This window comes from Pseudomonas sp. MWU12-2345 (assembly GCF_023242385.1).
GTDB lineage: Bacteria > Pseudomonadota > Gammaproteobacteria > Pseudomonadales > Pseudomonadaceae > Aquipseudomonas > Aquipseudomonas gingeri_D.
Genome location: NZ_JALLJA010000011.1, coordinates 1 through 14,339, shown reverse-complemented (window position 1 = coordinate 14,339; position 14,339 = coordinate 1). Strand labels below are relative to the sequence as shown.

Annotated in this window: 11 protein-coding genes; 7 read left to right on the top strand and 4 right to left on the bottom strand. The window is 60.6% G+C overall.

Going from position 1 to position 14,339, the window contains the following annotated elements; all coding sequences use genetic code 11:
* Positions 1–52 precede the first annotated feature (52 nt).
* The 7 genes from M5C71_RS20755 to M5C71_RS20725 all read left to right on the top strand — a co-directional run bounded on the left by M5C71_RS20755 (position 53) and on the right by M5C71_RS20725 (position 9,091).
* Positions 53–1,468, top strand: coding sequence for an acetyl-CoA carboxylase biotin carboxylase subunit (locus M5C71_RS20755; RefSeq protein WP_103498474.1), 1,416 nt, complete (start codon positions 53–55; stop codon positions 1,466–1,468).
* A gap of 11 nt (positions 1,469–1,479) precedes the next feature.
* Entirely contained in the window at positions 1,480–3,294 is a 1,815-nt protein-coding gene (oadA, locus tag M5C71_RS20750) for a sodium-extruding oxaloacetate decarboxylase subunit alpha (protein ID WP_103498473.1), read from the top strand.
* 192 nt (positions 3,295–3,486) lie between these two features.
* Positions 3,487–4,026: a hypothetical protein gene (locus M5C71_RS20745; protein WP_103498472.1), complete on the top strand. Its 540-nt coding sequence runs from the start codon at positions 3,487–3,489 to the stop codon at positions 4,024–4,026.
* Between the two features lie 122 nt (positions 4,027–4,148).
* Positions 4,149–5,885, top strand: coding sequence for a type I secretion system permease/ATPase (locus M5C71_RS20740; protein WP_248768633.1), 1,737 nt, complete (start codon positions 4,149–4,151; stop codon positions 5,883–5,885).
* A complete protein-coding gene (locus M5C71_RS20735) occupies positions 5,882–7,210 on the top strand; it encodes an HlyD family type I secretion periplasmic adaptor subunit (protein ID WP_248768632.1) in 1,329 nt (442 codons plus the stop codon). Before M5C71_RS20740 ends, M5C71_RS20735 begins: the two co-directional genes overlap by 4 nt.
* A gap of 17 nt (positions 7,211–7,227) precedes the next feature.
* Entirely contained in the window at positions 7,228–8,571 is a 1,344-nt protein-coding gene (locus M5C71_RS20730; protein ID WP_248768631.1) for a TolC family outer membrane protein, read from the top strand.
* Between the two features lie 241 nt (positions 8,572–8,812).
* Complete coding sequence (locus M5C71_RS20725; protein WP_152736615.1) at positions 8,813–9,091, top strand: helix-turn-helix transcriptional regulator; 279 nt, start codon at positions 8,813–8,815, stop codon at positions 9,089–9,091.
* 55 nt (positions 9,092–9,146) lie between these two features.
* On the opposite strand, the gene M5C71_RS20720 is transcribed toward M5C71_RS20725, so the two are convergent.
* From M5C71_RS20720 to M5C71_RS20705, 4 genes are all read right to left on the bottom strand, one after another.
* The gene (locus M5C71_RS20720) at positions 9,147–11,630 is read right to left on the bottom strand and encodes an autotransporter outer membrane beta-barrel domain-containing protein (RefSeq protein WP_248768630.1); all 2,484 of its coding nucleotides are present in this window, start codon (positions 11,628–11,630) and stop codon (positions 9,147–9,149) included.
* Positions 11,631–11,808: 178 nt separating this feature from the next.
* A complete protein-coding gene (locus tag M5C71_RS20715; protein ID WP_247263090.1) occupies positions 11,809–12,384 on the bottom strand; it encodes an autotransporter outer membrane beta-barrel domain-containing protein in 576 nt (191 codons plus the stop codon).
* On the bottom strand, positions 12,311–12,970 hold the full coding sequence (locus M5C71_RS20710) for a hypothetical protein (RefSeq protein ID WP_248768698.1): 660 nt from the start codon (positions 12,968–12,970) through the stop codon (positions 12,311–12,313). Before M5C71_RS20710 ends, M5C71_RS20715 begins: the two co-directional genes overlap by 74 nt.
* Positions 12,971–13,082: 112 nt before the next feature.
* Entirely contained in the window at positions 13,083–14,309 is a 1,227-nt protein-coding gene (locus M5C71_RS20705) for an autotransporter outer membrane beta-barrel domain-containing protein (RefSeq protein WP_349294018.1), read from the bottom strand.
* Positions 14,310–14,339 lie beyond the last annotated feature (30 nt).

The window sequence follows — 14,339 nt, the reverse complement described above, 5'->3', positions numbered from 1 at the left end:
TTTTCCGGTTGCACCCAAGGGTTGTTTGTTCCAGCGGCTTAGGAATTTCCAAGTGATAAAAAAGATCCTGATCGCCAACCGTGGTGAAATTGCCGTACGAATCGTGCGTGCCTGCGCCGAGATGGGCATTCGCTCGGTCGCGATCTATTCCGACGCCGATCGCCATGCCCTGCATGTGAAGCGCGCGGATGAGGCCCACAGCATCGGTGCCGAACCCCTGGCCGGCTACCTGAACCCGCGCAAGCTGGTGAACCTGGCGGTGGAAACCGGTTGTGACGCGCTGCACCCCGGTTACGGCTTCCTGTCGGAAAATGCCGAACTGGCGGATATCTGCGCCGAACGTGGAATCAAATTCATCGGCCCGTCGGCGGAAGTGATCCGCCGCATGGGCGACAAGACCGAAGCCCGCCGCAGCATGATCAAGGCTGGCGTGCCGGTCACCCCGGGCACCGAAGGCAACGTTGCCGACATCGCCGAAGCTCTCACCGAAGGCGACCGTATCGGTTACCCGGTGATGCTCAAGGCCACCTCCGGTGGTGGCGGTCGCGGTATCCGTCGCTGCAACAGCCGCGAAGAACTGGAACAGGCCTTCCCCCGGGTGATTTCCGAGGCGACCAAGGCCTTTGGTTCGGCGGAAGTCTTCCTGGAAAAATGCATCGTCAATCCCAAGCACATCGAAGCGCAGATTCTTGGCGACAGCTTCGGCAACGTGGTGCACCTGTTCGAGCGTGACTGCTCGATCCAGCGCCGCAACCAGAAGCTGATCGAAATCGCCCCCAGCCCCCAGCTGACCCCGGAACAGCGCGCCTATATCGGCGACCTGTCGGTGCGCGCGGCCAAGGCGGTGGGCTACGAGAACGCCGGTACCGTGGAGTTCCTGCTCGCCGAGGGCGAGGTGTACTTCATGGAAATGAACACCCGGGTGCAGGTGGAACACACCATCACCGAAGAAATCACCGGCATCGACATTGTCCGTGAACAGATCCGCATCGCCTCCGGCCTGCCGTTGTCGGTCAAGCAGGAAGACATCATCCATCGCGGTTTTGCCCTGCAGTTCCGGATCAACGCCGAAGACCCGAAGAACAACTTCCTGCCCAGCTTCGGCAAGATCACCCGCTACTACGCACCCGGCGGTCCCGGCGTGCGCACCGACACGGCGATCTACACCGGCTACACCATTCCGCCGTTCTACGACTCCATGTGCCTGAAGCTGGTGGTCTGGGCGTTGACCTGGGAAGAAGCGATGGACCGTGGCCTGCGGGCCCTGGACGACATGCGCCTGCAGGGGGTGAAGACCACCGCGGCCTATTACCAGGAAATCCTGCGTAACCCGGAATTCCGTAGCGGCCAGTTCAATACCAGCTTTGTTGAAAGCCACCCTGAACTGACCAACTACTCGATCAAGCGCAAACCCGAAGAGCTGGCCCTGGCCATCGCCGCCGCCATCGCCGCCCACGCAGGCCTGTGAGGACTATTCCAATGACTTCTTCCAAAAAAATCCACGTTACCGACACAATCCTGCGCGACGCCCACCAATCGCTGCTCGCCACCCGCATGCGCACCGAAGACATGCTGCCGATCTGCGAGAAGCTCGACAAGGTCGGCTACTGGTCCCTGGAAGTCTGGGGCGGCGCGACCTTCGACGCCTGCGTGCGCTTTCTGAAAGAAGACCCGTGGGAGCGCCTGCGCCAACTGCGCGCGGCCTTGCCCAACACCCGCCTGCAAATGCTCCTGCGCGGCCAGAACCTGCTGGGCTATCGCCATTACAGCGACGACGTGGTCCGGGCCTTCGTTGCCAAGGCGGCGGTCAACGGTATCGATGTGTTCCGCATCTTCGACGCCATGAACGACGTGCGTAACCTGCGGGTCGCCATCGAGGCGGTGAAAGCGGCGGGCAAGCACGCCCAGGGCACCATCGCCTACACCACCAGCCCGGTGCATACCATCGAGGCATTCGTGGCCCAGGCCAAGCAGATGGAAGCCATGGGTTGCGACTCGGTGGCGATCAAGGACATGGCCGGCCTGCTGACCCCTTACGCCACGGGCGAACTGGTCAAGGCGCTGAAGAGCGAACAATCGCTGCCCGTATTTATCCACTCCCACGACACCGCCGGCCTGGCCGCGATGTGCCAGCTCAAGGCGGTGGAAAACGGTGCCGACCATATCGACACCGCGATCTCCAGCTTCGCCTGGGGCACCAGCCATCCGGGCACCGAGTCGATGGTCGCGGCCCTTAAAGGCAGCGAATTCGACACCGGCCTGGATCTGGAACTGCTGCAGGAAATCGGTTTGTACTTCTACGCCGTGCGCAAGAAGTACCACCAGTTCGAAAGCGAATTCACCGCCGTCGACACCCGCGTGCAGGTCAACCAGGTGCCGGGCGGGATGATCTCCAACCTCGCCAACCAGCTGAAAGAGCAGGGCGCCTTGAACCGCATGGGCGAAGTGCTGGCGGAAATTCCGCGAGTGCGTGAAGACCTCGGCTTCCCGCCGCTGGTGACCCCGACCTCGCAGATCGTCGGCACCCAGGCGTTCTTCAACGTCCTCGCCGGCGAGCGCTACAAGACCATCACCAACGAAGTGAAGCTGTACCTGCAAGGCGGTTATGGCAAGGCACCGGGCGTCGTCAATGAGAAGCTGCGGCGCCAGGCCATCGGCAGCGAAGAAGTGATCGACGTGCGCCCGGCCGACCTGCTCAAGCCGGAAATGGTCAAGTTGCGTGGTGAGATCGGCGCCCTGGCCAAGTCGGAAGAAGACGTGCTGACTTACGCCATGTTCCCGGATATCGGGCGCAAATTCCTCGAAGAGCGTGAGGCCGGCACCCTGGTTCCTGAGGTGTTGTTGCCGATCCCCGAGGCCGGTGGCGTGCGTTCGGCGGGCGGTGAGGGCGTGCCGACCGAGTTCGTGATCGATGTGCACGGCGAAACCTACCGTGTGGACATCACTGGTGTCGGCGTCAAGGCCGAAGGCAAGCGGCACTTCTACCTGTCCATCGACGGCATGCCGGAAGAAGTGGTGTTCGAACCGCTCAACGAGTTTGTCGGCGGTGGCAGCAGCAAGCGCAAGCAGGCCAGCGCGCCGGGCCATGTCAGCACCACCATGCCGGGCAATATCGTCGATGTGCTGGTCAAGGAAGGCGACACCGTGAAAGCCGGCCAGGCCGTACTGATCACCGAGGCCATGAAAATGGAAACCGAAGTGCAGGCCGCCGTGGCGGGCAAGGTCACAGCCATCCATGTGGCCAAGGGCGACCGGGTCAATCCGGGCGAGATCCTGATCGAGATCGAAGGCTGATCGAAGGCCTTCGACTACCAACGTTTTTCCTCGGGGGAGCATGTGCTCCCCTTTTTTTTACGCTGGATTTGCCATGGAAGAGTGGTGATATCTATTTATATAACCCTCACTTCATAAGTTTCATTAAATAGACGACGAGCACGCCTGATGGGTATCGGGCGCTCATTAACTCGTCGTTATATGGAGTGATTTATGTCAGTGGAAACCAACGGTGCAAACGATTGGATGTTCTCGCCTTTCGAGAACAAGTTGCCATGGATAGTATCTGAGCGCGGGCAACCGGCTGCTACCAATCCTAATTTCAGTAGCACAAATGCCACTTTTGATTTTGTTGGCTGGAGCGCAAAAGTTACCAAGGTTTCAGAAAATTTGCAGCGAGATCTTATGGAAATCCAGGCGCTGCTTGACGTGGTTTTAAATTATAGGCCAGCGCAACATAGGGGGCTCATAGACGACCAGGACCTCAGCCATTTTGAGTTTGGCAAGCCTGAAGACGGTTTAGATGAGGTGCAGCCGCAACATCGAGGGTTTATTGGCGAGGAGAGCCCCGGCAGGGACGCGTTTGACAGGCTTGAAGCAGATTCTGGCCAGGGAGAAAGTAATTTCTCAGCGTTTAATGAGTATGAATTCGTTTTCAATCAGCCTGATGCCTATAGCGACTTTGCCGACAGCTATTACGACGGTCCTGTTGATAAGGGCCCGCTCCCTGATATTTTGGATATGGCGGCGTAATAGCCCTCTCGCCGGTTTATAAATAGCCCGGTCAGTTTATTCGTTTGAACTCACCAAGAGCAGTGCCCTGGGCGCTGCTCTTCTGATGTTTTACGCACGCGAAATACTACTCAAGGAAGTCAATGAAACCCTTGGCGACAACACCTACGGCACCGTTGATAGAAGTGCTCGGGGAATATAAGAGTATTCTGATCAGCGTGGGCTGTTTTACCGCCTTGATCAATGTGCTGATGCTGGCCCCCTCGATTTATATGCTGCAGGTTTATGATCGGGTCCTGACTTCGCAAAACCAGACCACGCTGGTTATGTTGACGTTGATGATCGTGGGATTCTTCGTTTTTATCGGGCTGCTGGAGACCGTTCGCAACTTTGTCGTCAGCCGTGTCGCCGGGCATCTCGATCAGCGTTTCAACCTGCGGGTCTACCAGGCTGCTTTCGAGCGCAATCTGGTCCGCGGTGACGGGCATGGCGCGCAGGCCCTCGGCGATCTGAACCATATTCGCCAGTTCCTGACCGGCCCGGCCTTGTTCGCGTTTTTCGATGCGCCCTGGTTTCCGATCTACCTGGCGGTGATGTTTATGTTCAGCTTCTGGCTGGGTGTCTTCGCCTGTGTGGGAGCTGTGCTGCTGGTGAGCATGGCGCTGCTCAATCAGTGGCTGACCAGGAAGCCGCTGGCTGAAGCCGGCCGCCATTCACAAGAGGCCAGTCGCCTGGCCACCAGCCATTTGCGCAATGCCGAGACCATTCAGGCCATGGGCATGCTGGGTGTGTTGCGCCAACGCTGGTTCGAGCCCTACGCCCATTTTCTTTCGCAACAGAGCCGGGCCGGCGACACGGGCGCGGTCATGACCCATCTGAGCAAAGGCTTTCGCCAGTGCCTGCAATCCCTGGTGCTGGGGCTCGGTGCGCTGCTGGTGATCATTGGCGATATGAGCGCCGGGATGATGATTGCCGGTTCCATCCTGATGGGAAGGGTGTTGCTGCCCATCGACCAGTTGATTGCCACCTCCAGGCACTGGAATGCCGCCAGGTCGGCTTATCAGCGTCTCGGCGCGCTGCTCAATGAGTTTCCCGAATCGGCGGGAGCGATGGCCTTGCCCGCTCCCAAGGGGCAACTGGCCTTCGAGCAGGTGAGTGCCGGGCCTCCCGGCCAGCAGCGCACGACCTTGCATCAAGTGAGTTTCCAGCTGGCGGCCGGTGAAGTGCTGGGGGTGCTGGGGGCCTCCGGCGCGGGCAAGTCGAGCCTGATTCGCGTGCTGCTGGGCATCTGGCCGGTCCAGGGCGGGGTGGTGCGGCTGGACGGTGCCGATATCCATCGCTGGGACCGCAACGAACTGGGTCCTCATATTGGCTACCTGCCCCAGAACATCGAGTTGTTCAGCGGTTCCGTGGCTGAAAATATCGCCCGTTTCGGCGCGCCGAACCCGGACAAGGTCGTCGAGGCAGCCCGGCAGGCGGGTGTTCATGAGTTGATCCTGCGTCTTCCACAGGGTTATGACTCGCTGCTGGGGGACGCCGGTGCCGGCCTTTCCGGAGGCCAGAAGCAGCGCGTGGCCTTGGCCCGGGTGCTCTATGACCGGCCTCGCCTGGTGGTGCTCGATGAGCCGAACTCCAACCTTGATACCGAGGGTGAAGCGGCCCTCACCCGGGCCATTGCCCAACTGAAAGCCCAGGGCAGCACGGTGATTCTGGTGACCCACCGCACCCACGTTCTGGTCCAGGCCGATCAGTTGATGGTGCTGGAAGAGGGGAAAGTGCGGGCCTTCGGTCCGCGTTCGGAGGTGCTCGACAGTTTATCGAGAACCCGGGAGTCGGCTTCGAAAGCTGCCATTCAATCGCCAAGGAAAACAGGCGCATGAGTTCAGAGAGCATCACGCCACATCACCCTGCGCTCACTTCGTGTCCGCAGCGCGGGGCCGCGTTTTTCGTCAGATTGGGCTGGGCACTGGTGGTGTTCGGTGCCGGAGGTTTCTTCAGCTGGGCGGCCCTGGCACCGCTGGATCAAGGCGTCAGTGTGCCGAGCACGGTCGTGGTGTCCGGCAAGCGCAAGGCCGTCCAGTCCCTGGGCGGGGGAGCCGTCAGTGGGATTCTGGTCAGAGAAGGAGAGAAGGTCGAGAAGGGGCAGGTGCTGTTTCGCCTGGATCGCACGCAACTGTCGGCCACTGTCCAATCCTTGCAGGCCCAGTACCGCCAAGCCCTGGCCACCCAGGCCCGCTGGCAGAGCGAGCGGGACAATCTGGCGCAAGTTCAGTTTCCAGACGAGTTGATGGCCGATACCGATCCATTGTTGGCGCTTGTGCTGGAAGGGCAGCGGCAGCTTTTCAATAGTCGGCGCGAAGCCTTTTCTCGCGAGCAGGCGGGCATCCGTGCCCGCATCGACGGGGCGACGGCCCAACTGTCCGGCCTGCGCCAAGCCCGCAATGATCTGAATGCCCAAGCCGGATCATTGCGCCGGCAACTGGAGAAACTGCGCCCTCTGGCGGATGAGGGACATATTGCGAGTAATCGTCTGCTGGAGCAGGAGCGCCAGTTGTCCCAGGTTCAGCAGCAGATCGCGCGGAACAAGGGGGAAATCGGCTTTCTCGAACAGGAAATACTCGAGTCGCAGCTCAAGCTGTCCCGGCATGTCGAGCAGTATCAGACCGAAGTCCGTGGCGAGTTGGCCGAGGTGCGACTCAAGTGCCTGACCCTGGAACAACAGCTGGCATCCGCGAGTTTTGACTTGCAGCACACCGAGGTCAACGCGCCGGCGCAAGGGATTGCCGTCAACTTGAGCGTGCATACCGAGGGCGCCGTGGTGCGTGCCGGCGACACGTTGCTGGAGATAGTCCCTCAAGGCCAGCATCTGGAGGTGGAGGGGCGCTTGCCGATCAGCCTGGTGGACAAGGTCAGTCCGGCCCTGCCGGTGGGCATCCTGTTCACGGCGTTCAATCAGAGCGTGACGCCCCGTGTCGCGGGCGAGGTCAGCCTGGTGTCGGCCGACCAGTTGCTCGACGAAAAAACCGGCGCGCCCTACTACGTGATACGCAGCTCGGTCAGTGAAGCCTCCCTGGAACAGCTCAATGGACTGGTGATCAAGCCCGGCATGCCGGCCGAGATGTTCGTCCGTACCGGGGAGCGCTCGCTCCTCAACTACCTGTTCAAACCGCTGCTGGATCGCGTGAGCGCCTCGTTGACCGAATAGGAAGAGGGTCTGCCGTCATGAAAATAGTTTTGATACCTGTTGCGCTGCTCGCGTTGATCGCCAGCCTCGAGAGCCATGCCCTGGGACCCTTTCAAGTGTATGAGTCGGCTTTGCTGCATGACCCGGTGTTCCAGGGGGCCATGAAGGCGCGCGATGCCGGGCGGGAAAGCGATGCCATTGGCCGGGCGGGGCTGCTGCCTCGGCTGTCCTACAGCCACAACCTGGGGCGTAATGAATCCAGGGTCACCCAGCTCAGGGAGGCGGGCAGCAGCCATGACCAGCGCCGCTATCGCAGTGCCACCTCGGCGCTGACCCTGCAGCAACCGCTGCTCGATTACGAAGCCTATGCGGCTTATCGCAAAGGCGTCGCCCAGTCGCTGTTTGCCGATGAGGTGTTTCGCAGCAAAAGCCAGGAGCTGCTGCTACGGGTACTCAGTGCCTACACCCGGGCCTTGTTGGCCCAGGACCAGATCGAAATTGCCCAGGCCCGAAAAAAGGCCTTTGAGCAGCAGTTCCAGCGCAATACCCACCTGTTTCACCAGGGAGAGGGCACGCGTACCGATATTCTCGAAGCCGAATCGCGTCTTGAGCTGGCAACGGCGCAGCAGATCGAGGCCCATGACGAACAGGAGGCCGCCTTGCGGGAGTTGGGGGCCTTGATGGGCAAACCAGGGATCGCCATCAATGATCTGGCGCCGCTATCCGCGACTTTCCAGGCCTTTCCCATGGAGCCGGCGACCTTTGATCATTGGCATCGCATGGCGCTGGTCCAGAACCCGTTGCTGGCTTCTCAACGCCAGGCGGTCGAGGTGGCGAGGTTCGAGGTGGAGCGCAGCCGTGCCGGACACCTGCCCAAGGTCACGGCCTACGCCAGCCTGCGCAAATCGGAGTCCGATAGCAGCAGCACTTATGACCAGCGCAACAGCACCAATAGCATTGGTGTCGAGTTGAGCGTGCCGTTGTTTGCGGGGGGCGGCGTTTCGGCCTCCGTGCGCAAGGCCAGTCGGAGCCTTGAGCAAACGGAGTACGAACTGGAGGCCAAGACCCGTGAGACGTTGATCGAGTTGCGTCGCCAGTTCAGCGCTTGCCTGTCGGGGGAGAGCAAATTACGCGCTTATCAGAAGGCCCTGGCTTCAGCGGAGTCGTTGGTGGATTCGACGCAAAAGAGCTTGCTGGGGGGCGAGCGGGTCAACCTCGATCTGCTGAATGCCGAGCAACAACGGTTCAGTACCCGTAGCGAGCTGGCCAAGGCCCGTTACGATTATCTGATGGCGTGGGTGAAGTTGCGTTTCCATGCGGGCATTCTGAATGAGGGCGATCTGGCCAGGATTGATGAGGTGTTTGTTGGCGATATCGGTTGATGAGCCGCTTCCTTCCGTGAGCGATGGCAAACGGTCTGAAATCTGCATTTTATTGCGTCTATCAACCACTTGGCGGCCTAAAAATGCATTTTATTGCGTTCGCGAGGTAATGAAGATGGACTGATCTGTACTATATTGCAGTTCTGTCGACGATCTTTGCTCATCGGACGCATTAAATTGCAGGTTGGGCCATGTACACACTGACACTCCAGATTTATGCGAACTGGACTTAGGGGCTGAAATGACCCTCAGCCTTGATGTCCGTGCACTGCTGATTCAAGCCATTCAAGACGAGCTTACCCAGGGCGTGATCGGTATCGGCGCGGCGGTCAGGCGCTTGCGTGTCGAGGTCACCGGCTTGCACCAGACTCAATTTGCTCGGATGTGCAGGATTTCGGTACGGACCCTTGTTCATATCGAGCACGAGGAGGGCAATCCGACGCTCAAGTCGTTGAACTCGGTGTTCAAACCCTTCGGGTTGCAGATGGGCGTGGTGCGACTTCGCAAGACTTCAGGCTGACGGGTTCGCGCCACCTTTTGCACGGCGGACGACTGGCCGAACAGCCCAAGCCCGGTTAAAAGGCCAGCGCCCACTGCCCCATGACGCCATGCTTGCGGCTGTTGCCGCCGACTTCCCCGCTGTAGCCGACGCCGAGGTTCTGGCGGGGCGATAACTTCAGGTCGAGGCCGGCCTCCAGCACCAGGCTGTCGCGGTCCAATGCACTGCTTTTGATCTTGAACGAATCGTCGTTCAGTGCCATCAGGTTCTGTTCAGTCTGGTGGGTGGTGCGGCCATACAGATGTTTCCAGCCGGCGCTCAGGTGTGGGGTCAGGCGCATGCCACTGTCCAGTGTGTACTGATTGGCCAGGCGGGCACCGAAGGTGCTGCTGAGATTGTCCTGGGTCTGTGCCTTGACGTTCAGGGCCGTGTCACCGCCTTTTTCCTTGAAACCCTCGTGGTGGTAGCGCTGATAACCGATATTGACGAACGGCTCCGCGTGCAGGTTGCCGCTACCCAGGTTGTAGCCGAGTTCGGCGAACGCTTGTTGGCTGTCGGCACGGTGGTTGCCTTTGAGGCGATCACTGAGGCCGGCGAAGTCCACGTTGCGCCGGGTTCTGCCCTCGTGGATGCTGTGTACCGCGCCGAGACGCAGCGCCAGGGGGCCGCTTTGGCGCAGGGCATAAGCACCCAGGTGCCAGCTATCGAGGTCACCCCCGAAGTCGGTGCCCTTGAGGCGGGTCTGTGATTTGCCGCCCAGCACCCCCAGGCGCCATTCCGAATCGAGCGCCCAATCGGCACCGAGGAGAAGGCCCCAGGTGTTCTGCTGCAGCACCTGGCTGCTCTGGCTGCGCTCGAACTTTCCGGAGTTGCCCAGGCCCTGGACCCAGAGTCGGCCATTGGCACCGTTACGACTCGAATCGCCGGTGGCGAGGGCGGTCGAACTCAGGGTCTGTCGATTGGCGGGGTCGCCCAGTTGCCGCATGGCCGAGAGCATGCTGCTGCTCACTTGGCTGGCACCACTCAAGGTTGCGTTACCCAGGTTGGCAGTGTGGCTGCTGGCGAGTTGCTCCAAGGCGCGTGTCAGCGTGGCTTCATTACTGGTGGTCAGGGCGGCGCCCACGGCCGGGACATCGTCCATCTCCTCGACATCAGCCATCGCCAGCTCAAGATCGCTGTCCATGTCGTCGTCCAGGCTCCTGCGCTTTCGTATGATGGATTTGTTCATGCCGTCCGAGAAAAATTCCTCGCGGTTGACGGCTTGGCCCTTGATCCCGGTGGTTACTTTCCCAAAACGTGTCAGGGGTTCCAGGTGTCTGGCAACGCTCTTGGCATTATCGGATTGCGCAAGACTCTCAAGGGCGACATCGTTACGCCGGTAGCTCAGTCCAACCTCCGTTTTGCCATAGCGGACCTCCGGGGTCATCAGCGCCAGGTCAGTGGTGACCTGGCCGAAGGTACCCTCCACGTTGCCCGCTCGCAGAAGAGTGTGCTGGCTGTTCACGGGCGCACGGCCTCCCGTCGCGTTTACCAGCAATGTGGCCCCACCCAAATTCGCTGTTCCCCCGACCTGGACGGTGGCGCTGCCACCATTGGCGTCGACCCCGTAGATCAACTTCGAACCTCGGCTCAAGGTGAGGTCCTGACCGATACTGGCAGCGCCCGATGCCCGATTGACCCGCAACGTACCCTTTACCAGCAAGCTATGGGTGTAACCCTGGCCGGTATACTCACCCTTGACCAGGGTCTGCCCGGTGATCGCACCCTGGTTGATCAGCTTCGCGCCCCAGGCAATCTCGGCGCCGTCACTGAAGTCGCCGCGGCTGAGCAGCGTCCAGGTCCCTGAATCGACATGGAGCTTTTCGAACCTGAGGGTGTCTCTGAGGGTTCCGCTCCCGGCGCCATTGAGAACCACCCGGTCGTAACCTTGACCGCCGTCGATAAATCCGCCGATTCGGGAGCCGCTGTGGAGGGACAGCACATCGTCGCCACCGCCGAGGTCAATCGTGGGACCGCCTCCGGAACCGATGATTGAACCGCTGTTGACGACGACGTCATTGAAGTTGCCTTCGAACTTTATGCCTCGGGCACCCTGGATGGTTCCCGAGTTTGTCACATGGGTCGTACCGCCGCCCTTTGCCAGAATGCCGTAGCCCTTGCCGCTGATCAGTGCCGACGAGCCGTTTGTAACGCTACCGTTGCCGATCACCAGGCCTGAGCCGAGCGGGTGGGTGCTTTCAATGGTCCCGGCGTTCGAGATACGGGCGACCTTGCCGATGCGGATGCCGTCATTGAGAGGGCTGCCCTTCTCTCCGAGACTACCGGTGATACGTCCCTTATTGTCCACGTTGCCATTGCCTTGGGCATAGACGCCGGCCCCGTCTCGACCGACGATTGTTCCCGCATTGAACAGCAAGAGATCCTCTTGGCTGGTAAGGCCATGGGAGTTATTGGAAATGATGCCCCTGTTGACGATGTCGGAGGCTTGAGTGTGTTGTGTCGCCGTTATGCCGAGGGCGAGCGTCACGGCGATGCTTAAACGAGGCTGAGTAAATTGCATTCCTTGTCACCTCAAGTTCAATTGAGATGAGAATGTAATTATTCGTTTCCCTGGCGGATGTCGGGCCTTGGGCTCCTGCTGTGCGAGACACGTCCTTGTTTGAGCGATGTTTGGTCCTGGGCAGGATTGACACCTTCCCGCGGCCCGGCCTGACCCGGCCGGGTGGCGGGAACCTTGTTTAAAAGGTCAGCCTCCATTGACCCATGACCCCATGATTACGCTGGTTGCTGCTGACTTCCCCGGTGTAGCCGACGCCGAGGTTCTGGCTGGGCGACAGCTTCAGGTCCAGGCCCGCTTCCAGCAGCAGGCTGTCGCGGTCCAGGGCGGCGCCTTTGACCTTGAAGCTGCGATCGTTCACCGTGAATTTCTGCTGGGTCGTGCTGCCAACGTCGCCATGCAGATGCTTCCAGCCAGCACTCAGGTGTGGGGTCAGGCTCATTTTATTGTCGAAGGGGGTGACGCTACTCGCGCGCAAGCCGAGGGTGCTGCTGAGGTTGCCGTGGGTCTGACTGCCGACGGCCAGGGCCGCTTCGCCGCCGCGCTCGGTGAAGCGGTCGTGGTGATAACGTTCGTAACCGAGGCCGGTGAAGGGTTCGACACGCAGGTCGGCGCCACCGAAGCTGTAGCCGACTTCGGCGAAAGCTTGTTGGCTGTTGGCGTCGTAGTCGCCTTTGAAACGATCACGGTAGCCATTGAACGCCACGTTGCGTCCGGTCTTGCCGGAATGGCTGCTGTACACCGCGCCGAGCCGCAGGGCCAGCGGGCCGCTTTGGCGCAGGGCGTAGACACTTGCCGACGTTGTAAATCTCCGCATCCCCGATGATCCGTATGCCATCGCCGTCGGCATCCAGGGTGCGTGCATCACCGGTGATGCTGGCGGAGTTGGTGACCTTGCCATTGCCCGTGGAATGGAATCCCGCGCCATTGAATCCGCTCACCTGGCCGCGGTTGGTGAGTTCTCCCGCGCGTCGGGTGCTGACGCCGTGACGCCCGCCCGAGAGGGTGCCGACATTGATCAGGGTGATATCGGAGGGGCCCAGGTCTATGCCGTCATGATGTTCACTGCTGATTTTCCCGTCGTTGACGATGCGTCCCTCAACGCGTCCGATGACCTTGATGGCGCTTCCGGTGATCGCTTGAATGTTGCCATCACGTTGATTGGTGTAGCCGATTGACGACTCGCTCAGCAAGACCGCATGGCCTTTCTCGGCGTGCAGGTGGCTGACATTCCCCTGCTGTTGAGGGGCTGAGGGCGTGGGGCTGGCGTGTGTGTCGCGCAAGACGATAGTCGTGAGTGCCAGCGTGACCGCGAGTGCTAGGCGATGAGGGGTGGGGGGCATTGGATTTCCGGCCTCGGATTGATTCGGGGCCGGAAATCTATCTATGTATTTAATCGATAAATGTCGGCCTTTTTACCTCCGACAGGCGGGATAAGTCCTTAGGTTCAAGGGATTAAAAACTCATCTTCCACTGCCCCATGACGCCATGGGTCCGGCTGCTATTGCCTACTTCACCGTTGTAGGCCACGCCGATGGAGTGCCTGGCCGACAGGTTCAGATCCAGCCCGGCTTCGACCACCAGGGTGTCGCGGTCCCGGGTGATCCCCTTGGTGTTGAAGACGTCGCCGGTGACCTGATTGGACTGGGTGCTGGTGCTCTCGACCGGACCGTACAGGTGTTTCCAGCCCGCGCTCAGGCGCGGGGCCAGGCTCATCTTGTTGTCCATGTGCTTGATGCTGGCGGTGCGCAGGCCCAGGGTGGTGTTGAAGTTGCTCTGGGTCTGGGCATCGGCCTTCAGCGCGGCTTCACCGCCTTTTTCCGTATAGCCCTGGCGCGAGTAGCGCTGGTAGCCGAGGCTGGCAAAAGGTTCGGCGCTCAGGCTGCCGCTGCCCAGGTTGTAGCCGAGTTCGGCGAAGGCCTGCTGGCTGTTGGCGTTGTAGTTGCCGGTGAGACGGTCCTTGTAACCGCTGAACTCCACGTTGCGTTCGGTCTTGCCATAGTGCTGGCTGTGGACCGCGCCGAGGCGCAGGGCCACGGGCCCGCTCTGGTGCAGGGCGTAGGTGCCGACATGCCAGCTGTCCAGGCCGCCTTCGAAGCGGTTGGCTTTATGCTTGGATTGCGACTTGCCGCCCAGCAGGCCCATGCGCCATTCATTGTCCAGGGCCCAGTCGACGCCCACCACCAGGCCTCGGGTGTCCTGTTCGAAGGCCTTCTGGCCTGCCGGTTGATCGAAGGCGCTGGCGTTGTTCAGGGCGTCTACCCACACACGACTTTCATTGGGCTTGATTTCCGAACGCCCCGACAGCGAGACCTGGCCGGGCGCGCCGTTTTGTCCGGCGAGCAGGCGCTGGGTGGGGTCATTGCCGAGCTGGCGCATGGCCGCGAGGGCGCTGTTGCCCACCTGGCTGGCACCACTGAGGGTGGCTGCACCCAGGCTGGCATTGCCGGCGCCGGAAAGCTGCATGCGGGCGTCTCTTTTTGCCGCCGTGCCCAGTTTGTTCAGGGCCGTGCGCAGTGGGGAATCGACCGGCCTGGGGAATGGTTGGCCGACATTGCCGCCTTGTCCGCCCTTTGGATCATCCTGCTGGGGCTGGTTTGTGGTTTGAGCGGCAATAAGCTTTTGTTCCAGTTGGGCATTGTTCTGCCTCATATCGGAGACTTCTTTACTGAGGTCAGCGATGGCGTTGGTGTTGTCGGTGATCTTGTTTAC

Coding starts and splice junctions, on each gene's coding strand:
- oadA (WP_103498473.1), top strand. CDS start 1,480: ATGACTTCTTCCAAAAAAATCCACGTTACCGACACAATCCTGCGCGAC.
- M5C71_RS20745 (WP_103498472.1), top strand. CDS start 3,487: ATGTCAGTGGAAACCAACGGTGCAAACGATTGGATGTTCTCGCCTTTC.
- M5C71_RS20740 (WP_248768633.1), top strand. CDS start 4,149: ATGAAACCCTTGGCGACAACACCTACGGCACCGTTGATAGAAGTGCTC.
- M5C71_RS20735 (WP_248768632.1), top strand. CDS start 5,882: ATGAGTTCAGAGAGCATCACGCCACATCACCCTGCGCTCACTTCGTGT.
- M5C71_RS20730 (WP_248768631.1), top strand. CDS start 7,228: ATGAAAATAGTTTTGATACCTGTTGCGCTGCTCGCGTTGATCGCCAGC.
- M5C71_RS20725 (WP_152736615.1), top strand. CDS start 8,813: ATGACCCTCAGCCTTGATGTCCGTGCACTGCTGATTCAAGCCATTCAA.
- M5C71_RS20720 (WP_248768630.1), bottom strand. CDS start 11,630: ATGCAATTTACTCAGCCTCGTTTAAGCATCGCCGTGACGCTCGCCCTC.
- M5C71_RS20710 (WP_248768698.1), bottom strand. CDS start 12,970: ATGCCCCCCACCCCTCATCGCCTAGCACTCGCGGTCACGCTGGCACTC.